Here is a 22,119-nt window from a genome sequence, read left to right as displayed (position 1 = left end):
CCGGTTCACCTAAAAAGACCGGCATAAAAAGAGAACCAAAGGAGCTTCACCCATGAAACTGAGCAGCAAAGCGCTTCTGGCCTTGGCCATCAGCAGTATCACGGCCACCGCCTACGCTGAAACGCAGAGCCAGGACTTCGTTCCTACCACTCTGGCCGGCACCAGCGCGCAAAGCGAGGCCAAAGGCTTTATCGAAGATTTCAGCCTGGGCGGTACCACGCGTAACTGGTACTCCCATGAAAGCAAATACCGTGGGGGCACCTTCGCCTACCAGAAGCATGGCCAAACCCTGACCGACCGTAACCGTACCAACTGGGTACAGGGCACCATCCTCAACGCCAGCTCGGGTTTCACCCAGGGCACTGTTGGCGTCAAGACCGAAGTGGCGGTGTACAATGCGCTGGTGCTGGACCGCAGCAAGCGTGACATCAAAGGCGGCTCCAACCGCACCCTGGCCGATTCCAACGGCGACGCTGTAGATCAGTGGAGCAAACTGGGCCTGGCCAACGTGCAGTTCCGTGTGTCCAACACCACCTTGACCGCCGGTCGCCAGAACTTCAGCAGCGGCATCGTCGATACCATCGGCAACCGTGCGCTGCCTTCCAGCTTCCAGGGTGTGAGCTTCAACAGCGAAGAGTTCAGCAACCTGTCGTTCCAGGGCGGCGTTTTCGATCGCGTGTCACCGCGTAGCGAACAGAGCCTGTCGAAATTCCGCAGCGAATACGGCAATGGCGCAGAAACCGATAAAGTCTCCACCCTGGGTGTGAACTACCAGCCGTTGAAAAGCCTGAAGACCAGCTTCTTCGCCGCCAACGTGAAGGACTTCTGGAACCAGTACTACTTCGGTGCTACCCACGAATTGGGCGACGCCAAGCAACTGGGCCTGACCACCGGTTTCAACTACTACAAGACTGTCGATGAAGGCAAAAAAGAGATGGGGGAAATCGACAACGATACCTTCTCCCTGTCCCTGGGCCTGACTCACCAGGCACACAGCCTGACCTTCGGCTACCAGCAAGTGAACGGTAACGAGTACTTCGACTACCTGCACGAAACCAACGGCATTTACCTGGCCAACTCCCTGACCTCGGACTTCAACGGCCCGAACGAGAAGTCCTTCCAGATCGCCTACGCCATCAACATGGCCGAATACGGCGTGCCAGGCCTGAAGTTCAACGCCTACTCGGCGCGCGGCTGGGGCATCGACGGCACCCACTACACCGGCAACAACGGCCGGGCCAAGTTCGCCTACGACGGTATCCAGTCCCAGGACGGCGAGAAGCACCAGGAATACGGTGTAGGCGCTTCTTATGCCCTGCAGAGCGGCCCACTCAAAGCCACTACCGTGCGCGCAACCTATGTTGAGCACCGTGGCAGCGAGTTCCAGTCCGACGGCAGCATCAAGGAATTCCGTCTGGTCACCACCATTCCGTTCAACATTCTTTAATTAGCGCCAGGCAGGCGGCGGGCTCAGGACGAGCCCGCCGCCTACACGTTTCTGGCTCCATCGATTGCAGAGGGCTCTGAATGAAAATGCTCCCGTTACAAGCTGCCATGGCCGCTGCGCTGTTGAGCGTGGCGATCGGCGTATCGGCCAAACCGCTGGTGGTCTGCACCGAAGCCAGCCCGGAAGGTTTTGACCCGGTCCTGTACACCACCGCCGTGACCGCTGACGCCGCTGCGGAAACCATGTTCAACCGCCTGGTGGACTTCAAGCCCGGCACCACCGAAGTCGTTCCCGCGCTGGCCAAAGACCTGCCCGAGATCAGCGCCGATGGCCTGACCTACACCTTTCACCTGCGTGACGACATCAAGTTCCACACCACCGACTATTTCAAACCCACGCGCAACCTGAACGCCGACGACGTGCTTTGGAGTTTCCAGCGTCAGCTGGACCCGAATCACCCTTGGCATAAAAAGTCCCTCGTGGGCTATCCGTATTTCGAAAGTATGGGCTTCAAGGAACTGCTCAAGAGCGTAGAGAAGACCGACGACTACACCGTTGTCTTTACCCTGACGCGTCCTGAAGCCCCCTTCCTGGCCGACCTGGGCATGGCATTCTCTTCAATCCATTCGAAGGAATACGCCGACCAGTTGCTCAAATCCGGCAAGACCGAAGACCTCAACGCCAAGCCTATCGGCACGGGCCCGTTCATCTTCACCCGGTATCAGAAAGACGCCCAGGCGCGCTTCAAGGCCAACCCCGACTACTTCCGTGGCAAACCGGCAGTCGACCCGCTGATCCTGGCGATCAGCACCGATAACAACGTGCGCCTGCAGAAGCTCAAGGCCAACGAATGTCAGATCGCGCTGTTCCCCAAGCCGGATGACATTCCAAGCATCAAGAAAGACCCCAACCTGAAAGTCGATGAACTGGCGGCGATGACCACCAGTTACACCGCGTTGAACACGACCCACAAATACATGAGCGATGCGCGGGTGCGTCACGCGATCAACATCGCGTTCGACAAGGCCGGCTATACCGAAGCGCTGTTCGGCAAAGGCAATGCGGTGGTAGGCACCGGCCCTTATCCGCCGACCTTGCTGGGTTTCAGCGACAAACTGAAGAACCCGCCCCGTGACCTGGACAAGGCCCGCGCCCTGCTCAAGGAAGCCGGCGTGCCGGAAGGCACCGAATTCACCCTGTTCACGCGTAACGGCGGCGGCCCGACCAACCCCAACCCGATGCTCGGCGCCCAGCGCATGCAGGCGGATCTGGCGCAGATTGGCCTGAAGGTGAATATCAAAGTCATGGAATGGGGCGAGATGCTCAAGCGCGCTAAAAACGGCGAGCACGACATGGTTTCGGCCGGCTGGGTCGGTGACAACGGCGACCCTGACAACTTCCTGACGCCAAACCTGAGTTGCGATGCAGCGAAAAACGGCGAAAACTACGCGCGCTGGTGTAACAAAGAGTTTCAAGACTTGATCGACAAAGCGCGCGCCACCGCTGAACCCGCCCAGCGCGCTGCACTCTATGAACAAGCCCAGGACGTTTTCGACAAGGACCAACCATGGCTACCCATGGCTTATCCGAAACTGTTCACCGCCATGCGCAAGAACGTAGAAGGCTTCACCCAAAGCCCTCTGGGGACTAATAACTTCGCCACCACCCAGGTGAAGTAAATAAGAAAAACGCTCGGCGCCGTCGACCCTGACGGCGCCGAACCTGCCTAACCGGCTGATTGAGGTACACACCAAGATGTTTAGTTTTATTGCCCGCCGACTGGGGTTATTGATCCCCACGTTCTTCGGCATCACGTTGCTGACCTTTGCGTTGATTCGCATGATTCCAGGCGACCCCGTAGAAGTCATGATGGGCGAGCGGCGGGTTGACCCCGAAATGCATGCCCAGGCAATGGAGCGCCTTGGCCTTAACAAGCCGCTGTATGCGCAATACCTGGATTACGTCGGCAAGCTCGCCCAGGGCGATCTTGGCGAATCGCTGCGTACCCGCACCAGCGTGTGGACCGAGTTCACCGCACTCTTTCCGGCGACCTTGGAACTGTCCATCGCCGCCCTGTTGTTCGCCGGTATCCTGGGCCTGCTGGCCGGGGTGATCGCGGCCTTGAAACGAGGATCCCTGTTCGACCATGGGGTGATGGGCATCTCCCTGGCGGGATATTCGATGCCGATCTTCTGGTGGGGCCTGATCCTGATCATGTTCTTCTCGGTAAGCCTGGGCTGGACCCCGGTTTCCGGGCGTATCGACCTGCTCTACGACATCGAGCCGCGCACCGGCTTCATGCTCATCGACACCCTGCTGGCCGACGAGCCGGACGCGTTCTGGGACGCACTGCACCACCTGATCCTGCCGGCCATCGTGCTGGGCACCATCCCGCTGGCGGTGATTGCGCGGATGACCCGTTCGTCGATGCTCGAAGTGCTGCGCGAAGACTACATCCGTACCGCCAAGGCCAAGGGCCTGTCGCCGGCGCGCGTGGTGTTCGTACACGGTCTGCGCAACGCGCTGATCCCGGTATTGACCGTGGTCGGCCTGCAAGTCGGCACGTTGCTGGCCGGTGCGGTACTGACCGAAACCATCTTCTCGTGGCCCGGCATCGGCAAATGGCTGATCGAAGCCATTGGCGCGCGGGACTACCCGGTGGTGCAAAACGGCATTCTGTTGATCGCCTGCCTGGTGATCCTGGTGAACTTCGTGGTGGATATCCTCTACGGCTTCGCCAACCCACGCATCCGTCACCAGCGCTGAGATCATGACCATGACTACCTCTACTCCAGTGTCAGCAGTCGATCAGAGCCTGCTGTACCCGTCTCCGTACAAAGAATTCTGGCAAGCCTTCTCCAAGAACAAAGGCGCGGTTGCCGGCCTGCTGTTCATGTTGCTGATCGTGTTCTGCGCGATCTTCGCCCCTTGGGTTGCACCGCATAACCCGAGCGAGCAATACCGCGACTTCCTGCTCACTCCGCCGTCATGGCTGGAAGGCGGGCAGATCCAGTTCCTGCTGGGCACCGATGAACTCGGCCGGGATTTGCTCTCGCGCCTGATTCAGGGTTCGCGCCTGTCGCTGTTGATCGGCTTGTCCTCCGTGGTGATGTCGCTGATTCCGGGCATCCTGCTCGGCCTGTTCGCCGGGTTCTTCCCGCGCCTGCTGGGCCCGACCATCATGCGCTTGATGGATATCATGCTGGCCCTGCCGTCGCTGCTGCTGGCCGTGGCGATTGTCGCCATCCTCGGCCCTGGCCTGATCAACACCGTGATCGCCATCGCCATTGTGTCGCTGCCGTCCTACGTGCGTCTGACCCGCGCCGCGGTGATGGGCGAACTGAACCGCGACTACGTGACCGCCGCGCGCCTGGCCGGTGCCGGCCTGCCCCGCCTGATGTTCATCACCGTGCTGCCCAACTGCATGGCGCCGCTGATCGTGCAGGCCACGTTGAGTTTCTCGTCGGCGATCCTCGATGCCGCCGCCCTGGGCTTCCTCGGCCTTGGCGTACAACCGCCAACGCCGGAGTGGGGCACCATGCTGGCATCAGCCCGCGACTACATCGAACGCGCCTGGTGGGTCGTGAGCTTGCCGGGCTTGACCATTTTGCTCAGCGTGCTGGCAATCAACTTGATGGGTGACGGCCTGCGCGACGCGCTGGACCCGAAACTCAAGAACGCCGCCTGAGGAGATTCCCATGTCACTGTTAGAAATCAAGAATCTCAACGTTCGCTTCGGCGACGAGACCGCCGTGCCAGTGGTCGATGGCCTCGACATTACCGTCGACAAAGGCGAAGTCCTGGCAATCGTTGGCGAATCGGGCTCGGGTAAATCCGTGACCATGATGGCGCTGATGGGCCTGATCGAGCACCCCGGCATCGTCACCGCCGATGCCCTGAACTTCGACGGCAAGGACATGCTCAAGCTGAGCAACCGTCAGCGCCGCCAGATCGTCGGCAAAGACCTGGCGATGGTGTTCCAGGACCCGATGACCGCGCTGAACCCCAGCTACACCGTGGGTTTCCAGATTGAAGAAGTGCTGCGCCTGCACCTGAAAATGTCCGGCAAGCAAGCGCGCAAGCGGGCCATCGAACTGTTGGAAAAAGTCGAAATCCCTGGCGCTTCCAGCCGTATGGATGCCTACCCGCACCAGCTGTCCGGCGGTATGAGCCAGCGCGTGGCCATCGCCATGGCGATTGCCGGCGAGCCGAAACTGCTGATCGCCGACGAACCGACCACCGCGTTGGACGTCACGATTCAAGCGCAGATCATGGACCTGCTGCTGGCCCTGCAAAAAGAGCAGAACATGGGCCTGGTGCTGATCACTCACGACCTCGCGGTGGTGGCTGAAACCGCCCAGCGCGTGTGCGTGATGTATGCCGGCCAGGCCGTTGAAGTCGGCCAGGTCCCGCAACTGTTCGACATTCCAGCGCACCCTTACAGCGAAGCGCTGCTCAAGGCGATCCCCGAGCACAGCCTGGGCGCCACACGCCTGGCCACGCTGCCGGGTATCGTGCCCGGCCGTTACGACCGCCCGCAAGGTTGCCTGCTGTCGCCGCGCTGCCCGTATGTGCGTGAGAACTGCCGTACCGAGCGCCCTGCGCTTGACCCGAAAACCAACAGCCTTGCGCGCTGCTTCTACCCCTTGAACCAGGAGGTGGCGTAATGGCCGTCGTTCTTACCGCCCGCGACCTGACCCGTCACTACGAAGTGTCCCGTGGCCTGTTCAAGGGCCACGCTACGGTGCGTGCCCTCAATGGTGTGTCTTTCGAACTGGAAGCCGGCAAGACCCTTGCCGTCGTGGGCGAGTCGGGTTGCGGCAAGTCCACCCTGGCCCGCGCCCTCACGCTGATCGAAGAGCCGTCATCCGGCTCCCTTAAAATCGCCGGCCAGGAAGTGGCCGGCGCCGACAAGGCCCAGCGCAAGCAGTTGCGTAAAGACGTGCAGATGGTGTTCCAGAGCCCGTACGCCTCGTTGAACCCACGGCAGAAAGTCGGTGATCAGCTCGGCGAGCCGCTGCTGATCAACACCAACCTGTCCGCCGCCGAACGCCGCGAAAAAGTGCAGGCGATGATGAAGCAAGTGGGCCTGCGCCCTGAGCATTATCAGCGCTACCCGCACATGTTCTCCGGTGGCCAGCGCCAGCGTATCGCCCTGGCCCGGGCGATGATGCTGCAACCCAAAGTGCTGGTGGCGGATGAACCGACCTCGGCACTGGACGTGTCGATCCAGGCCCAGGTACTCAACCTGTTCATGGACCTGCAGCAGGAATTCAACACGGCCTACGTGTTCATCTCCCACAACCTGGCCGTGGTGCAGCACGTTGCCGATGACGTGATGGTGATGTACCTCGGCCGCCCGGTGGAAGTGGGCCCCAAGGAAGACATCTACGCCCGCCCCTTGCACCCGTACACCCAGGCGCTGCTGTCGGCCACGCCGACCATCCACCCAGACTCGAACAAGCCGAAGATCAAGATCGTCGGCGAGCTACCCAACCCGCTGAACCCGCCGTCGGGTTGCGCGTTCCACAAGCGTTGCCCGTACGCGACGGCGCGGTGCAGCACCGAGGAGCCGCTGTTGCGGCCGTTGGATAATCGCCAGGTGGCTTGCCACTATGCGGAGCAGTTCGTGGCCTGACGATCGTTCCCACGCTCCGCGTGGGAATGCCGCCTAGGACGCTCCGCGTCGCGCCGTTGAGGTGACGCGGAGCGTCAGGGATGCATTCCCACGCGGAGCGTGGGAACGATCAAAGTCTGAGTTCTACGGCCCTTCCCGCCAGGTTGCGCATCAGCCGAGCGGGAGGGGCTTCTTTTTGCTCACGATCTAAGTCTGGCTGTCGCCTTCATCGTCCGAATCGTCGCTGTCCGGCTCGTGGGTTGTGGCGTCATCGTCATCTTCGCTGCCGCCCTGGCCCTGATCGCCAGGCTCAGCTTCAGACTTGGCCAACTGCAAGTCCATGCTCTGGACGCCCTGCGCGACCGTTGCGCCCTGCACCGGGTTATGCGCCCAGGCTGTCGACATCCCCAAGGACAACAGCACCAGCACCTTGATCAACAACACCCCGCGTTGAAAAATACTCATGGTCGATCTCCGTCCAGTCAGTAGCGAAATCCCGCACGACAGCGGTTACCGTCGCCAGGATAAAAGCTAGCCCCAATGCCCGGTTCGTGCCAGGTATCAGGTTTCGCCGTCGTCGAAGGTCACACTGTCTTCCCCTTCGTTGATGGGGTTTTCCGGGTCTTTGACGTCTGTGGGCTGGGGCTGCGGTTTCCAACTGCCCGAGTTGACCTCGTTCTGCTTTTTCTTAGTGACCGGGCCGGTGTCTTTCCACTGGGGCGCCCCGGCGTCGGCCGATGCCGGAAGGCTCGTCAGACCCAGGGCGGCCAGCAATACCAGGGTGATGGCGCTTTGAGCATTTCGCACGGTCGTCTCCTTTGCAGTCGGTGGGTAAACGCTAGACCCGAAGCAGGATTCCCGCCAATTCATGGCGTTATGAAGATCAAATGCGGGAGGGGGCAAGCCCTCAATAATGTAGGAGCGAGCTTGCTCGCGAAGAACTCAGGGCCCCCGCGTTTATCCAGAATGAACGCGTTGCCTGGACGTTTTTCGCGAGCAAGCTCGCTCCTACAGTGAGCCCCCTCCCACATTTTGGCTTTGCAGCAGGCATAAAAAAGGGCGAAGCCATCACGGCTTCGCCCTGCTCTTTACCGCTCGCCCTTAATGGTGCTCGCGAGTCGCACGGAATTTCACATCCGGCCAGCGCTCTTCCATCAGCGCCAGGTTGACCCGGGTCGGCGCCAGGTAAGTCAGGTGACCACCGCCGTCGATGGCGAGGTTTTCAACGGCCTTGTTGGAGAATTCCTCCAGCTTCTTCTTGTCACTGCAATCGATCCAGCGCGCGGAGTACACGGTGATCGGCTCGTAGGAGCACTCGACCTTGTATTCCTCTTTCAGGCGGCTGGCGACCACGTCGAACTGCAGCACACCCACGGCGCCGAGGATGATGTCGTTGCTGCGCTCGGGGAAGAACACCTGGGTCGCGCCTTCTTCGGCGAGTTGCTGCAAACCTTGGCGCAGTTGCTTGGATTTCAGCGGATCGCGCAGGCGTACGCGGCGGAACAGTTCCGGGGCGAAGTGCGGGATGCCGGTGAAGCCCAGTGCTTCGCCCTCAGTGAAGGTGTCGCCGATCTGGATGGTGCCGTGGTTGTGCAGGCCGATGATGTCGCCGGCGTAGGCTTCTTCGAGCTGTTCACGCTCGGAGGAGAAGAACGTCAGGGCATCGCCGATGCGCACGTCCTTGCCGGTGCGCACGTGGCGCATCTTCATGCCTTTTTCGTAGCGGCCGGAGCAGATACGCATGAAGGCGATGCGGTCGCGGTGCTTGGGGTCCATGTTCGCCTGGATCTTGAACACGAAGCCGGTGAATTTCTCTTCGACCGGTTCCACGGTGCGCTCGTTGGCGACACGGGCAAGGGGCTTTGGCGCCCAGTTCACGACGGCGTCGAGTACGTGGTCGACGCCGAAGTTGCCCAAGGCCGTCCCGAAGAACACCGGGGTCAGTTGACCATCGAGGAACTCCTGCTGGTTGAACTCATGGCACGCGCCCTGTACCAGTTCGAGCTGGTCGACAAAGCGGTCGTACTCGTCGCCCAGGTGGGCGCGGGCTTCGTCGGAGTCGAGCTTTTCGATGATTTTCACATCGGTGCGCTCATGACCATGGCCGGCGGTGTAGACAATGATGTAGTCGTCGGCCAGGTGGTACACGCCCTTGAAGTCGCGGTAGCAACCGATCGGCCAGGTGATCGGCGCGGCCTTGATCTTCAGGACGGCTTCGATTTCATCCAGCAGCTCGATGGGGTCACGGATATCGCGGTCGAGTTTGTTGATGAAGCTGACAATCGGCGTGTCGCGCAAACGGCACACATCCATCAACGCGATGGTGCGTGGCTCGACGCCTTTACCGCCGTCGAGGACCATAAGCGCCGAGTCCACCGCAGTGAGGGTGCGGTAGGTGTCTTCGGAGAAGTCTTCGTGGCCCGGGGTGTCGAGCAGGTTGACCATGTGGTCGCGATACGGGAACTGCATGACCGACGTGGTAATGGAAATACCCCGTTGCTTCTCCATCTCCATCCAGTCGGATGTCGCATGGCGGTCGGATTTGCGGGATTTCACCGTGCCGGCCACCGCGATTGCCTTGCCCATCAGCAGGAGCTTTTCGGTGATGGTGGTTTTACCGGCATCGGGGTGGGAAATAATAGCGAAAGTGCGGCGTTTCGCGACTTCGGCGGCCTGGTGGGTCATGGGAAATCGCCTGGCAGGTGAGTCAAAAAAGGGCGGCGAGTATAGCGCAAACCCAGGGTTACAGACCACCGTTGAGCCCATTGGGGGTGGCTAAATGCTCCCAAGTGTGGAACCTTTTAAAAGGTAGAGACGTCCACTCCCCTGCTATCGCACTCGGAACAGGGGCTGAAAAATCAGCAAGTTAGCCTGACGAGGCTGCGCTCATGGCTCGATCGCATACTGCGTTGCCAGTATCGGCGAGCTGCTTTTCGCGAACTCATTCAGAGGCAGCCAGCCATGGCATTGCCACCGGAGAATGTGTTCGCCGACAAAAGAAAAAAAGGAGTCCGCCTGTGGCTATTCGCTATGGCAAAGGGCTGATAGGAGGCGCGGTTGTCGTCGCGCTCCTGGCCCTGCTGGTCCACTGGATCGGCATCAACACGATCGAACTGTACCGCGACGATTTGTTGTTTTACCTGCAAGCTCATCTGATTCTGGTTTTAGTTTCCATGCTGGCCGCCCTGATTGTGGGCCTCCCCGCCGGCATCCTGCTCAGCCGACCGAACATGGTCGGGCGTGCAGAGCGCTTCATGCAGATCTTCAACATCGGTAACACCGTCCCTCCCCTGGCCGTACTGGCCATCGCCCTCGGCGTCCTCGGCATCGGCAGCGGCCCGGCGATCTTCGCGCTGTTCCTCGCCTCCCTCCTGCCCATCGTGCGCAACACGTACGAAGGCCTCAAAAACGTTCAAGGCTCGCTGAAAGAAGCCGCCACCGGCATCGGCATGACGCCACGCCAGGTGCTGTTTCGCGTGGAGTTGCCCAACGCCGTGCCGATCATCATCGGTGGCGTGCGTGTGGCCCTGGCGATCAACGTCGGCACCGCACCGCTGGCGTTCCTGATCGGCGCCAACAGCCTGGGCAGTCTGATCTTCCCCGGCATCGCCCTGAACAACCAGCCGCAACTGCTGCTCGGTGCCGCATGCACCGCACTGCTGGCATTGCTGCTCGACGGCCTGGTGACCATGGCCAGCCGCCTCTGGCTGGAACGCGGGTTGCGTCCGTCTTAAGGCTTGGCAAAGGAAATCACATGAAAAAACTGACCTTGATATTGAGCTGCGCCCTGCTGTTTGCAGGTTTTGCGCAAGCCGCTGAAAAACCGGTAATCCGCATCGGCGCACGGGTGTTCACCGAACAGACCCTGCTCGCCGAAATCACCTCCCAGTACCTGCGCACCAAGGGCTACGACGCCCGCGTGACCGGTGGCCTGGGCAGTAACCTGGCGCGCAGCGCCCAGGAAAGCGGGCAACTGGACCTGATCTGGGAATACACCGGCGTGTCGCTGGTGGCGTACAACCACATCGACGAGAAACTCGACAGCGCGCAGTCCTACGCTCGCGTGAAGGAACTCGACGCGAAAAAAGGCCTGGTCTGGCTCTCGCCGTCGCGCTTCAGCAACACCTACGCCCTGGCGTTGCCGGAGAAAGTCGCCAAGGAACATCCTGAGATCAACAGCATCAGTGACCTCACCCACGCCATGGCTGCAGACACCAGGGAACACCGCCTGGTCGCCCTGGACACCGAGTTCGCCAACCGCTCCGACGGCCTGGCCGGCATGGTCAAGCTGTACGACATGAACCTCACGCGCAAAAACACCCGGCAGATGGACGCAGGCCTGGTCTACACCGCGCTACGCAATGGCCAGGTGTTTGCCGGCCTGGTCTACACCACCGACGGTCGCCTGAATGCCTTCAAACTCAAGCTGCTGGAAGACGACAAGCACTACTTCCCGGACTACACCGCCGCCCCGGTGATTCGCCAGGAATACCTCGACCAGCACCCGCAACTGGCGGCCGAGCTCAAGCCACTGGCCGCTCTGTTCGACGACGCAACCATGCGCCAGCTGAATGCGCGGGTCGACGTCGACCATGAAAGCCCGTCCGCTGTTGCCGCAGATTTCCTGCGCCAGCATCCGATCAATCAATAAGAGGAAAAGACATGGAGTTTCTCAACGCCTTTTCCCACCTTGATTGGGCCCAAGTCCTGCAACTGACCTGGCAGCACATCACCCTGGTCGGCGTCGCGGTTGTCCTCGCGATCTTGATCGGCGTGCCCCTGGGCATCCTGATGACGCGGTTCCCGACCCTGGCCGGCCCGCTGCAGGCCAGCGCCACGGTGCTGCTGACCGTACCGTCCATCGCGCTGTTCGGCCTGCTGCTGCCGTTCTACTCCAAGTTCGGCCAGGGCCTGGGGCCGATGCCGGCGATCACCGCCGTGTTTCTCTACTCCCTGTTGCCAATCATGCGTAACACCTACCTGGCGCTCACCGGTGTCGAACCGGGCATTCGCGAGGCCGCCAAAGGCATCGGCATGACCTTCGCCCAGCGCCTGCGCATGGTCGAGCTGCCGATTGCCGTGCCGGTGATCCTCGCCGGTGTGCGCACCGCCGTGGTGATGAACATCGGCGTGATGACCATCGCCGCCACCATCGGTGCCGGCGGCCTGGGTGTACTGATTCTGGCTTCCATCAGCCGCAGCGACATGTCGATGCTGATCGTCGGCGCCGTGCTGGTCAGTCTCCTGGCCATCTTCGCCGACCTGCTCTTGCAATGGCTGCAACGCTCGCTGACTCCAAAAGGATTGCTCAAATGATCGAACTTCAAAACCTGTCCAAGACTTTTCAAAGCAACGGCAAGACTGTCACCGCCGTCAACGATGTCAGCCTGACCGTCAACGAAGGCGAAATTTGTGTGTTCCTCGGCCCTTCGGGCTGTGGCAAGAGCACCACGCTGAAAATGATCAATCGCCTGATCAAGCCCACCTCGGGCAAGATCCTGATCAACGGCGAAGACACCACCGACCTCGATGAAGTGACCCTGCGGCGCAATATCGGCTATGTGATCCAGCAGATCGGCCTGTTCCCGAACATGACCATCGAAGAAAACATCGTGGTGGTGCCCAAGCTGCTCGGCTGGGACAAACAGAAATGCCACGACCGCGCCCGCGAGCTGATGAGCATGATCAAGCTGGAGCCCAAGCAGTACCTGCATCGCTATCCGCGTGAATTGTCGGGCGGGCAGCAACAGCGCATCGGCGTGATCCGCGCCCTGGCGGCGGATGCCCCGTTGCTGCTGATGGATGAACCGTTCGGCGCGGTCGACCCGATCAACCGGGAGATGATCCAGAACGAGTTCTTCGAGATGCAGCGTGCGCTGAACAAGACCGTGATCATGGTCAGCCACGACATCGACGAAGCCATCAAGCTGGGGGACAAGATTGCGATCTTCCGCGCCGGCAAGCTGCTGCAGATCGACCATCCCGATACGCTGCTGGCGCACCCGGCGGACGAGTTCGTGAGCAATTTCGTCGGCCAGGACAGTACCCTCAAGCGCCTGCTGCTGGTGAAGGCCGAAGATGCCGCGGACAACGCGCCGTCGGTGAGCCCGGAAACGCCGGTGGCCGATGCACTGGAGCTGATGGACGAGCACGACCGCCGCTATGTGGTGGTCACCTGCGCCGAGAATAAGGCGCTGGGCTATGTACGCCGTCGCGACTTGCACCGTCAGACCGGTACCTGCGGCCAGTACCTGCGCGAATTCAACGCCACCGCCGCGTATGACGAGCACTTGCGCATCCTGCTGTCGCGGATGTACGAGTTCAACCGTTCGTGGTTGCCGGTGATGGATGCGGAGCGGGTGTTTCTGGGCGAGGTGACGCAGGAGTCGATTGCCGAGTACCTGAGTTCCGGTAAGTCGCGTGGGGGCAAGACCAGCATTGTTTCCCCGGCCGAGACCGCACTGGCCTGACACAACGCGGTAAAAAATGTGGGAGGGGGCTTGCTCCCGATGAGGGTGGGTCAGTTGATAAATGTGTAACTGACACACCGCCATCGGGAGCAAGCCCCCTCCCACATTTGGCTCTGCAGGGTGTCAGGGAAATGCACTCAATTCGCCCATCCGGGGAACATCAATCCGTCACACCGGTCGGTTACATAGTAGCTGCACGGGGTCGCGCGACGAACGCGTGCAAAAACGCGACATTTTTAGTTGATCCCACGCCCATCAAGCCCTAAAGTTCGCGCCGAACGTCCATGCTGGAAACGATCCATCCGGCTCAAGTACTGACGACGAGACAGCAAGGCCAAGGGAAGCGTATCCCATGGCCTTTTTGCTTTCGGCGACATGCCTTGGGAAGTAGGCGAACCAAAGTGGGGATACGGAGGACGTTCAGTTGCACCCATTGATTACTACAGTTTGCCCTTAGGAGTTCCCAGCATGTCGATCAACGTCGAAGACTATTTCGCGCGCGCCACGTTTGACAAAATGAAGGCGTTCGCCGACAAGCAAGAAACCCCGTTCGTGGTGATCGACACCGCGATGATCAGCCAGGCCTACGATGACCTGCGCGCCGGTTTCGAATTCGCCAAGGTGTATTACGCGGTCAAGGCCAACCCGGCTGTCGAGATCATCGACCTGTTGAAAGACAAGGGTTCGAGCTTCGATATCGCGTCGATCTACGAGCTGGACAAGGTCATGGACCGCGGCGTCAGCGCCGACCGTATCAGCTACGGCAACACCATCAAGAAATCCAAGGACATTCGCTACTTCTATGAGAAAGGCGTGCGCCTGTTCTCCACCGACTCCGAAGCCGACCTGCGCAACATCGCCAAAGCCGCGCCGGGCTCGAAAGTCTATGTGCGTATCCTCACCGAAGGCTCCACCACGGCTGACTGGCCGTTGTCGCGCAAGTTCGGCTGCCAGACCGACATGGCCATGGACCTGCTGATCCTCGCCCGCGACCTGGGCCTGGTGCCTTACGGCATCTCGTTCCACGTCGGCTCGCAGCAGCGCGACATCAGCGTATGGGATGCGGCGATCGCCAAGGTCAAAGTGATCTTCGAACGCCTGAAGGAAGAAGACGGCATTCATCTGAAGCTGATCAACATGGGCGGCGGCTTCCCGGCCAACTACATCACCCGCACCAACAGCCTGGAAACCTACGCCGAGGAAATCATCCGTTTCCTCAAGGAAGACTTCGGTGATGAGCTGCCGGAAATCATCCTCGAGCCCGGCCGCTCGTTGATCGCCAACGCCGGCATCCTGGTCAGCGAAGTGGTGCTGGTGGCGCGTAAATCGCGCACCGCCGTCGAGCGTTGGGTGTACACGGACGTGGGCAAATTCTCCGGCCTGATCGAAACCATGGACGAAGCCATCAAGTTCCCGATCTGGACCGAGAAGAAAGACGAGATGGAAGAAGTGGTCATCGCCGGCCCGACCTGCGACAGCGCCGACATCATGTACGAAAACTACAAGTACGGCCTGCCGCTGAACCTGGCCATTGGTGACCGCATGTACTGGCTGTCGACCGGTGCCTATACCACCAGCTACAGCGCGGTTGAGTTCAATGGGTTTCCGCCGTTGAAGTCGTTTTACGTGTAAGAAAGCGCCAACTAAAAAGCCCATGACGTTTCATGGGCTTTTTTTTATGGCTGTCAGGTGCAATTTCGCGCATTTCGTCAGGCTGATAGCTCACGCAGCGCTGCCGTCGCCAGAAAACCGGCCCGCGAGGCATACCGATGATCCTTCAGCACCCGCTTTTTGTGCCCCGGTCTGGCTCAGATGAACTAAGAGAGATTGGCAGCGCGTTGTCGAAAGGCTTCAGCCATCGCGCGAATCTGCGGATGGTTGGCCACTGCCAGCGTCTGGTGTGCTATCCGTAAGAACTTGAGATTCCCGCCTGCCAGCGCCTTGTGCAACCACTCCAGTGCCGCTTCGATTTGGCCACCGTCTGCCAACACTGCCGCATAACTGAACTGCCCACGAAAATCCCCGGCTTCGGCTGAACGCCGGTACCACTCAACGGCCGCTTCAAAATCCCTCGGGCAATACTGTCCGTCTTCCAGATAACGCCCCACCAGGTTCATCGACTTGGCATGGCCCTGCTCTGCCGCCTGGCGATAAAGCGTCAGCGCTTGGGCCTGATCTTGCACAACGCCACGGCCGGTCGCCAATAGGTTGGCATAGTTGTACTGCCCCCAATCCAACCCGGCCTCTGCTGCCAACCGGTATTCACGCGCAGCCGCCGCCTCATCCACCGTGCAACCCCAACCATGCTCCAGACACCGCCCAATCATATTGCGCGCCATCAAATGCCCGCCCTGGGCGGCAATTCGGAACCAGCGCAACGCCAGTGCTTCATCGCGTGCGATGCCGCGTCCTTCCAGCAGGATCTGCCCGAGCAAGGCCTGGGCATCGACCACGCCTTCCCTGGCCGCGATCAGGATCGCCTGGGCCGCGCGCACCGGGGAATCATCGAGCATCGATTGCAACTGCTCGACGTTGAGCACTTCCTGGCGACGCAATAAAAAGCCCATCTCAGACCTCGACCCAGCGACGCAGCAGGTTGTGATAGGTGCCGGTGAGCTGGATCAGCGCCGGGTGATCGGGCACGTCGCGGCTCAGTTGCTGGATGGCGCCGTCCATTTCGAACAGCAGGGTGCGCTGGCTGTCTTCGCGCACCAGGCTCTGGGTCCAGAAAAACGAGGCGTAGCGCGCGCCGCGTGTCACCGCGTTGACCTTGTGCAGGCTGGAGCCGGGGTACAGCACCATATCGCCGGCGGGAAGCTTGACGCGCTGCAGGCCGAAGGTGTCCTGGATTTCCAGTTCGCCGCCGTCGTATTCGTCGGGGTCGCTGAAAAACAGCGTGGACGACAGATCGGTGCGCACGCGCTCGTGGCTGCCTTTGGGTTGGCGCACGGCGTTGTCGATATGAAAGTCGAAGCTGCCACCCGCGGTGTAACAGTTGAGCAACGGTGGAAACACCTTGTGCGGTAACGCCGCTGACATAAACAGCGGGTTGCTCCACAAGCGCTCCAGCATCGCCGCGCCGATTTCCTTGGTCAACGGGTGGCCTTCGGGCAATTGCAGGTTGTGCTTGGCCTTGGCCGATTGATGGCCGGCAGTGGCTTTGCCGTCGGCCCATTCGGCCGCTTCCAGGGCTTGGCGAATGCGCTGCACTTCCTCGCGCGAGAACAGGCCGGGAATATGCAGCAACATGGGGCAATACCTGCGATCAGAGGGGTGCCAATGATATTGATTCTTATCCTTTGTGTAAAACGTCGAGACGAACGAGACTGTAAAAACCGTAAGCAAAAAGTGTAAAGAATGTAAATTCGATGCGAATAGCAATGTATCGCAATTGATAGAAAGTCTTGTTAGCCCTATATTCCGCGACCTCACATCCTTGGGGAAAGGACACGTCATGTCGCGCATCACACCAACAACCACCGCCAGTTCACCACGCATGCTGGCTTCGGCCATCGGCGTTGCCCTCAGCGCCAGCTCTGCCGCCCACTTGGCGCAGGCGGCTGAGAACACCGAACAACAAGGCGAGCGCAACCCTATCTCCCTCGGCGCCACCAACATTACCGGTCAGGAGCAGGTCACCCCTTCCTATCAGGTAGAAAAAGCCGCTTCGCAGAAATACACCGCACCGCTGGTAGACACACCGCGCTCGGTCACCGTGGTCCCGCAGCAAGTGCTCAAAGACACCGCCGCCACCTCGCTGCAGGATGCCCTGCGCACCGTACCGGGGATTACCTTCGGCGCCGGTGAAGGCGGCAACCCCCAGGGCGACCGTCCGTTCATCCGTGGTTTCGACGCCCAAGGCGACACCTACCTGGACGGCGTGCGCGATACCGGCGGCCAGAGCCGGGAGATCTTCGACATTGAATCGATCGAAATCAGCAAAGGCCCCAACTCGTCCTTCGGCGGTCGCGGCTCAGCCGGGGGCAGCCTCAACCTGGTGAGCAAAACCCCACAAGCGCGGGACTTCACTAACGGCGGCTTCACCTACGGTTCCGACCAGACCCGCCGCTACGTGCTCGACGTGAACCGCCAGTTCCTCGACGACAGCGCGGCATTCCGCCTGAACCTGATGAGCCACGAACAAAACGTGGCCGGTCGCGACGCGATCAATTACGACCGCTGGGGTGTGGCGCCGTCGCTGACCTTTGGCCTGGGCACACCGACCCGCGTCACCCTCAGCTACTACCACATGGAAAGCGACGACCTGCCGGATTCGGGAATGCCGTATGGCTACGGCTCGTCGACCGCCACCGCCCACGGGCATGACAAACCCGACGACGGTGGCGACAGCAACAATTTCTATGGCTTGAAGAGCCGTGACTTCCGCAAGACCCGCGCCGACATCAGCACGTTCTCCATCGAGCATGACCTGAACGACAACATGACGCTGAAGAACACCCTGCGCCACGGCAGCACCGGCCAGGACTATGTGCTCACCCAGCCGGATGACAGCAAGCTCAACGTCAACAAGTTCGGCACTGTGTGGCGTCGGGCCAACAGCCGCGTGTCCACCACCACCACGACCACCAACCAGACCGACCTGTTCGGCAGCTTCCAGGCGCTGGGCTTCAAGAACACCTACTCCACCGGCCTGGAATTCACCGGTGAAGAAACCCGTGTCAGCGGCTACACCGTCAGCCCCAACGCCAACCCGGTGTGCACCGTGGCCAAGGGCAGCCTGGGCGGCCAGTGCACCTCGCTGAGCAATCCGAACCCGGACGATGCCTGGAACGGCAGCGTCGCGCGCAACTACAACGGCACCAACACCAAGGCCACCAGCCGCGCCGCCTACGTGTTCGACACCATCGAGCTGGATCCGAAATGGCTGCTGAACGTGGGCCTGCGCTACGACACCTTCGACACCGAAGCCAACACCAACGCCACCACCGGGCGCAGCAAGATCAAGGATGACAGCCAGTTCTTCAACTGGCAGGCGGGCCTGGTGTGGAAGCCGCTGGACAATGGCAGTATCTACGCCTCCTACGCGACGTCGGCCACGCCGGCCGGTGGCCTGGTGGGTGAAGGCGCCGATGGCAACCCGCTGTCAGCCGGTGCCGCCATCAGCGACCTGCAGCCGGAAGAGACGGTCAACTACGAGCTGGGCACCAAGTGGGACCTGTTCCACGACCGCCTGTCCCTGACCGCCGCCGTGTTCCGTACCGAGAAGAAAAACACCCGCGTGCTGGTTGATGCCCTCACCTACGAGAACGCCGGCGAATCCCGGGTCGACGGCGTCGAGTTGTCCGCCAGCGGCAAGCTGACCGAGCACTGGCAAGTGTTCGCCGGGTACACCTACCTGGACAGCGAACTGGTCAAATCCGGCCTCAACGGGCGTAACGGCGTGGTGAGCGCCGGTTCCAACACCGGCAACCAGATGCCCAACACGCCGAAGAACTCGTTCAGCCTGTGGACCACCTACGACATCACGCCCAAGCTGACCATCGGCGGCGGCGCCTTCTACGTCGACGAGGTTTACGGCGATGCGGGCAACACCGTGTACGTGCCGTCTTACACCCGCTACGACGCCATGGCCAGCTACAAGCTGACTAAAAACGTCGACCTGCAATTGAACGTGCAGAACCTGACCGACAAAACCTACTACGACAAGGCTTACGCCTCGCACTTCGCCAACCAGGCGGCCGGTCGTACGGCGTTGCTGACCACCAGCTTCCATTTCTAAGCGCAAGCACGCCAGCACTTGAGCCCCACGCATCGGATGCGCGGGGCTTTTGCATGCTAAACAGAATATTTCTCGATAAGCCACGGCATAATGCGCGCCGTGGCATTCATAACCAGTTGAGCGAGGCGGTCCGACGTGTTGAAGAAAACCCTGTTCCAGTTGCACTGGTTCTTCGGCATCACTGCCGGGCTGGTGCTGGCCTTGATGGGGATCACCGGGGCTGCGTACTCCTTCCAGGATGAAATACTGCGGGCGCTGAACCCGCACGTCTTGCATGTCGAAAAACGCGAAGCCGGGGTACTGCCGCCCGCCGAACTGGTGCGCAAACTGGAAGCCACCGAAGGTAACACCGTGGCGATGCTCTGGGTGGAACGCGACAGCGGCAATGCCGGGCGCGTGTCCTTCACCCCGCCGCCGGGCGAGCGCCGGGGCCCGCTACGCTACTTCGACCCATATACCGGCGACTACCTGGGCGACGCCGTCGGCCAGGATGTATTCGGCTTCATCCTGCAGTTGCACCGCTTCCTGGCGATGGGCGACACCGGGCGCACGATCACCGGCGCCTGCACCCTGATCCTGCTGTTCTTCTGCCTCTCCGGCCTGTACCTGCGCTGGCCGCGCCAGGTAAAGAACTGGCGCGTGTGGTTGACCCTGGACTGGCGTAAAAAGGGCCGCAGCTTCAATTGGGACCTGCACTCGGTGTTCGGCACCTGGTGCCTGCTGTTTTATCTGCTGGCGGCACTGACCGGGCTGTATTGGTCGTACGACTGGTACAACCGTGGCGTGACCCAACTGCTGTCCGATGCGCCGCAGAACGAGCGCACGCTCAAGCGCGGCCCGCCACCGGCTGGCCCTGCGCCCGTGGCCAACTACGTGACCAACTATGAGGCCATCTGGAGCAGCATCTACAGCAACGCGGGGCCTGGCTTGAGCGCCTACAACATCCGCCTGCCGGCCGTCGCCGGGCAACCGGCCACCGTGTATTACCTGCTGGAAGACTCACCCCATGACCGTGCACTGAACCAGATCAACCTGGACCCGGCCACCGGCGAGGTCAAATCCCATGAGCGCTACGCCAGCAAAAGTTATAAGTCGCAGTTGTTGACCAGCGTCTATGCCCTGCACACCGGCAGCTATTGGGGCCTGGCAGGACGGATCGTGCTCACCCTGAGCGCGTTATGCATGCCGCTGTTCTTCATTACCGGCTGGTTGCTGTACCTCGACCGGCGCCGCAAAAAACGCCAGGTAAGGAACGCACGCAAGGGTCTTGACGCCTACTCCAGCGATGCCCCGGCCTGGTTGATCGGCTTCGCCAGCCAGAGCGGTTTCGCCGAACAATTGGCCTGGCAGACGGCCGGGCAATTGCAGGCAGCAGGTCTGCCGGTCAAGGTGCAGCCCTTGGGCACGCTTAGCCAGCACGACCTGAGCCAGTCGGAAAATGCCTTGTTCGTGGTCAGCACGTTCGGCGACGGCGAAGCCCCCGACAGCGCCCGTGGCTTCGAACGCAGCGTGCTCGGCCAGGACGTGTCCCTCAAGGGCTTGAACTACTCGGTACTGGCCCTGGGTGACCGGCAGTACGAGCACTTTTGCGGCTTTGCCCGGCGCCTGCATTTCTGGCTGACCCACCAAGGCGGCAACCCGCTGTTTGCGCCGGTGGAAGTCGACAGCGGCGATACCGAGGCCTTGCTGACCTGGCAACAGCAGCTCGGCCAGCTCACCGGCCACACGCCGGCAGCGGCCTGGCAGACGGCCCAGTTCGAACACTGGACCCTGCGCCAACGCACCCTGCTCAACCCTGGCAGCGTCGGCGCGCCCGTGTACCTGCTCGGCCTCACACCGCCCTCGCCCCTCAGTTGGCAGGCCGGTGACCTGGTGGAAATCCTGCCGCGCAATGGCCCGCAAGCCGTCGAGCACTTCCTGGCAGGGCTGGGCCTGGCCGGCAGTGATGGCGTGCTGATTGAAGGCCTGGCGCAAACGCTCAACCAGGCCCTGGCCACGCGCCAATTGCCGGACAACCGCACCCACTTGGTCGGCCTGCATGCCCAGGCACTGGTCGATGCGCTGATACCGCTGGGCCTGCGTGAATATTCGATCGCCTCGATTGCCAGCGACGGTGTGCTGGAGCTGATCGTGCGCCAGGAACGCCACCCGGATGGCAGCCTGGGCCTGGGTTCCGGCTGGCTGACTGAACACGCCGCCCTCGGCGCGGGCATCAGCCTGCGCCTGCGCCGCAACAGCGGTTTCCATCTGCCCGCAGCAGCGGTGCCGCTGATCCTGCTGGGCAACGGCACGGGCCTGGCCGGCCTGCGCAGCTTGCTCAAGGCGCGCATTGCCGACGGTCAGCAGCGTAACTGGCTGCTGTTCGGCGAACGCCATATCGCGCATGACTACCTGTGCCAGGCAGAACTGCAAGGCTGGCTGGCCAGTGGTGACCTGGCTCTGCTGGACCTGGCGTTCTCGCGGGACCAGGAGGAGAAAATCTACGTGCAGGATCGCCTGCGTGAATCGGCGGACGTGTTGCGCAAATGGCTGGCCGAGGGCGCAGCGATTTATGTGTGCGGCAGCTTGCAGGGGATGGCGACGGGGGTGGATCAGGCGCTGGTGGATATCCTCGGCAGTGAAACGGTAGAGCGCTTGATCGAGCAAGGCCGCTATCGCCGGGATGTGTACTGATCCCTCACAGGCACTGAAGATCAAATGTGGGAGGGGGAAGGCTTTTTGTAGGAGCGAGCTTGCTCGCGAAAAACTCACAGGCACCGTGTTCATTCAGAAAACACGCGTTATCGTTGACGTTTTTCGCGAGCAAGCTCGCTCCTACAGATTGGCATTAAGGCAAGCCCCCTCC

At 61.1% G+C, this 22,119-nt stretch carries 18 protein-coding genes; 13 read left to right on the top strand and 5 right to left on the bottom strand.

The annotated features are described in order from the left end of the window. Positions 1 to 52: 52 nt before the first annotated feature. The 6 genes from C4J87_RS04080 (at position 53) to C4J87_RS04055 (ending at position 7,085) form a co-directional block, all read left to right on the top strand. Entirely contained in the window at positions 53 to 1,447 is a 1,395-nt protein-coding gene (locus C4J87_RS04080; RefSeq protein ID WP_124365812.1) for an OprD family outer membrane porin, read from the top strand. 80 nt (positions 1,448 to 1,527) lie between these two features. Continuing rightward, positions 1,528 to 3,126, top strand: a complete 1,599-nt coding sequence (locus tag C4J87_RS04075) for an ABC transporter substrate-binding protein (protein ID WP_124365811.1) — start codon at positions 1,528 to 1,530, stop codon at positions 3,124 to 3,126. Between the two features lie 76 nt (positions 3,127 to 3,202). Beyond that, positions 3,203 to 4,213: an ABC transporter permease subunit gene (locus C4J87_RS04070; protein WP_124361271.1), complete on the top strand. Its 1,011-nt coding sequence runs from the start codon at positions 3,203 to 3,205 to the stop codon at positions 4,211 to 4,213. Positions 4,214 to 4,223: 10 nt separating this feature from the next. Further along, positions 4,224 to 5,135 (top strand): ABC transporter permease subunit, encoded by a 912-nt coding sequence (locus C4J87_RS04065; protein WP_057724524.1) that lies wholly within the window; start codon positions 4,224 to 4,226, stop codon positions 5,133 to 5,135. 10 nt (positions 5,136 to 5,145) lie between these two features. Next, complete coding sequence (locus C4J87_RS04060) at positions 5,146 to 6,114, top strand: ABC transporter ATP-binding protein (protein ID WP_124361270.1); 969 nt, start codon at positions 5,146 to 5,148, stop codon at positions 6,112 to 6,114. Next, positions 6,114 to 7,085, top strand: a complete 972-nt coding sequence (locus tag C4J87_RS04055; RefSeq protein ID WP_124365810.1) for a peptide ABC transporter ATP-binding protein — start codon at positions 6,114 to 6,116, stop codon at positions 7,083 to 7,085. Before C4J87_RS04060 ends, C4J87_RS04055 begins: the two co-directional genes overlap by 1 nt. Before the next feature lie 186 nt (positions 7,086 to 7,271). On the opposite strand, the gene C4J87_RS04050 is transcribed toward C4J87_RS04055, so the two are convergent. From C4J87_RS04050 to C4J87_RS04040, 3 genes are all read right to left on the bottom strand, one after another. Next, complete coding sequence (locus C4J87_RS04050) at positions 7,272 to 7,529, bottom strand: hypothetical protein (RefSeq protein ID WP_124365809.1); 258 nt, start codon at positions 7,527 to 7,529, stop codon at positions 7,272 to 7,274. Positions 7,530 to 7,625: 96 nt separating this feature from the next. Next, positions 7,626 to 7,871 carry a hypothetical protein gene (locus C4J87_RS04045; protein WP_124365808.1) on the bottom strand — a complete coding sequence of 82 codons (246 nt, stop codon included), beginning with the start codon at positions 7,869 to 7,871 and terminating at the stop codon, positions 7,626 to 7,628. A 294-nt stretch (positions 7,872 to 8,165) separates the two neighbouring features. Further along, the gene (locus C4J87_RS04040) at positions 8,166 to 9,749 is read right to left on the bottom strand and encodes a peptide chain release factor 3 (RefSeq protein WP_073524000.1); all 1,584 of its coding nucleotides are present in this window, start codon (positions 9,747 to 9,749) and stop codon (positions 8,166 to 8,168) included. 332 nt (positions 9,750 to 10,081) lie between these two features. On the opposite strand from C4J87_RS04040, the gene C4J87_RS04035 reads away from it, so the two are divergent. The 5 genes from C4J87_RS04035 to C4J87_RS04015 all read left to right on the top strand — a co-directional run bounded on the left by C4J87_RS04035 (position 10,082) and on the right by C4J87_RS04015 (position 15,166). Then, complete coding sequence (locus C4J87_RS04035) at positions 10,082 to 10,798, top strand: ABC transporter permease (RefSeq protein WP_124365807.1); 717 nt, start codon at positions 10,082 to 10,084, stop codon at positions 10,796 to 10,798. Positions 10,799 to 10,818: 20 nt separating this feature from the next. Further along, positions 10,819 to 11,715: a glycine betaine ABC transporter substrate-binding protein gene (locus C4J87_RS04030; RefSeq protein ID WP_124365806.1), complete on the top strand. Its 897-nt coding sequence runs from the start codon at positions 10,819 to 10,821 to the stop codon at positions 11,713 to 11,715. Positions 11,716 to 11,726: 11 nt separating this feature from the next. Then, positions 11,727 to 12,380 carry an ABC transporter permease gene (locus tag C4J87_RS04025; protein ID WP_124361264.1) on the top strand — a complete coding sequence of 218 codons (654 nt, stop codon included), beginning with the start codon at positions 11,727 to 11,729 and terminating at the stop codon, positions 12,378 to 12,380. Next, positions 12,377 to 13,534, top strand: coding sequence for a betaine/proline/choline family ABC transporter ATP-binding protein (locus C4J87_RS04020; protein ID WP_003171711.1), 1,158 nt, complete (start codon positions 12,377 to 12,379; stop codon positions 13,532 to 13,534). Before C4J87_RS04025 ends, C4J87_RS04020 begins: the two co-directional genes overlap by 4 nt. Before the next feature lie 468 nt (positions 13,535 to 14,002). After that, positions 14,003 to 15,166: a type III PLP-dependent enzyme gene (locus C4J87_RS04015; protein WP_124365805.1), complete on the top strand. Its 1,164-nt coding sequence runs from the start codon at positions 14,003 to 14,005 to the stop codon at positions 15,164 to 15,166. 185 nt (positions 15,167 to 15,351) lie between these two features. Here the strand turns inward: C4J87_RS04015 and C4J87_RS04005 are convergent, their stop codons facing one another. Further along, complete coding sequence (locus C4J87_RS04005; protein ID WP_124365804.1) at positions 15,352 to 16,101, bottom strand: tetratricopeptide repeat protein; 750 nt, start codon at positions 16,099 to 16,101, stop codon at positions 15,352 to 15,354. Between the two features lies 1 nt (position 16,102). Further along, positions 16,103 to 16,783 (bottom strand): Fe2+-dependent dioxygenase, encoded by a 681-nt coding sequence (locus C4J87_RS04000; protein ID WP_124365803.1) that lies wholly within the window; start codon positions 16,781 to 16,783, stop codon positions 16,103 to 16,105. Between the two features lie 205 nt (positions 16,784 to 16,988). Between C4J87_RS04000 and C4J87_RS03995 the strand changes: the two genes are divergently transcribed. Together C4J87_RS03995 and C4J87_RS03990 are read left to right on the top strand one after the other, a co-directional pair. Continuing rightward, the gene (locus C4J87_RS03995) at positions 16,989 to 19,274 is read left to right on the top strand and encodes a TonB-dependent siderophore receptor (RefSeq protein ID WP_124365802.1); all 2,286 of its coding nucleotides are present in this window, start codon (positions 16,989 to 16,991) and stop codon (positions 19,272 to 19,274) included. A gap of 135 nt (positions 19,275 to 19,409) precedes the next feature. Beyond that, positions 19,410 to 21,947, top strand: coding sequence for a sulfite reductase flavoprotein subunit alpha (locus C4J87_RS03990; RefSeq protein ID WP_124365801.1), 2,538 nt, complete (start codon positions 19,410 to 19,412; stop codon positions 21,945 to 21,947). Positions 21,948 to 22,119: the final 172 nt, after the last annotated feature.

Source organism: Pseudomonas sp. R1-43-08 (genome assembly GCF_003852255.1).
Lineage (GTDB): Bacteria > Pseudomonadota > Gammaproteobacteria > Pseudomonadales > Pseudomonadaceae > Aquipseudomonas.
This window is presented reverse-complemented; position numbering and strand designations above follow the sequence as displayed.

Excerpts from the sequence above, each read along its gene's own strand:
- C4J87_RS04080 (WP_124365812.1), top strand. The coding sequence starts at position 53 with ATGAAACTGAGCAGCAAAGCGCTTCTGGCCTTGGCCATCAGCAGTATC.
- C4J87_RS04075 (WP_124365811.1), top strand. The coding sequence starts at position 1,528 with ATGAAAATGCTCCCGTTACAAGCTGCCATGGCCGCTGCGCTGTTGAGC.
- C4J87_RS04070 (WP_124361271.1), top strand. The coding sequence starts at position 3,203 with ATGTTTAGTTTTATTGCCCGCCGACTGGGGTTATTGATCCCCACGTTC.
- C4J87_RS04065 (WP_057724524.1), top strand. The coding sequence starts at position 4,224 with ATGACTACCTCTACTCCAGTGTCAGCAGTCGATCAGAGCCTGCTGTAC.
- C4J87_RS04060 (WP_124361270.1), top strand. The coding sequence starts at position 5,146 with ATGTCACTGTTAGAAATCAAGAATCTCAACGTTCGCTTCGGCGACGAG.
- C4J87_RS04055 (WP_124365810.1), top strand. The coding sequence starts at position 6,114 with ATGGCCGTCGTTCTTACCGCCCGCGACCTGACCCGTCACTACGAAGTG.
- C4J87_RS04050 (WP_124365809.1), bottom strand. The coding sequence starts at position 7,529 with ATGAGTATTTTTCAACGCGGGGTGTTGTTGATCAAGGTGCTGGTGCTG.
- C4J87_RS04040 (WP_073524000.1), bottom strand. The coding sequence starts at position 9,749 with ATGACCCACCAGGCCGCCGAAGTCGCGAAACGCCGCACTTTCGCTATT.
- C4J87_RS04030 (WP_124365806.1), top strand. The coding sequence starts at position 10,819 with ATGAAAAAACTGACCTTGATATTGAGCTGCGCCCTGCTGTTTGCAGGT.
- C4J87_RS04025 (WP_124361264.1), top strand. The coding sequence starts at position 11,727 with ATGGAGTTTCTCAACGCCTTTTCCCACCTTGATTGGGCCCAAGTCCTG.
- C4J87_RS04020 (WP_003171711.1), top strand. The coding sequence starts at position 12,377 with ATGATCGAACTTCAAAACCTGTCCAAGACTTTTCAAAGCAACGGCAAG.
- C4J87_RS04015 (WP_124365805.1), top strand. The coding sequence starts at position 14,003 with ATGTCGATCAACGTCGAAGACTATTTCGCGCGCGCCACGTTTGACAAA.
- C4J87_RS04005 (WP_124365804.1), bottom strand. The coding sequence starts at position 16,101 with ATGGGCTTTTTATTGCGTCGCCAGGAAGTGCTCAACGTCGAGCAGTTG.
- C4J87_RS04000 (WP_124365803.1), bottom strand. The coding sequence starts at position 16,783 with ATGTTGCTGCATATTCCCGGCCTGTTCTCGCGCGAGGAAGTGCAGCGC.
- C4J87_RS03995 (WP_124365802.1), top strand. The coding sequence starts at position 16,989 with ATGTCGCGCATCACACCAACAACCACCGCCAGTTCACCACGCATGCTG.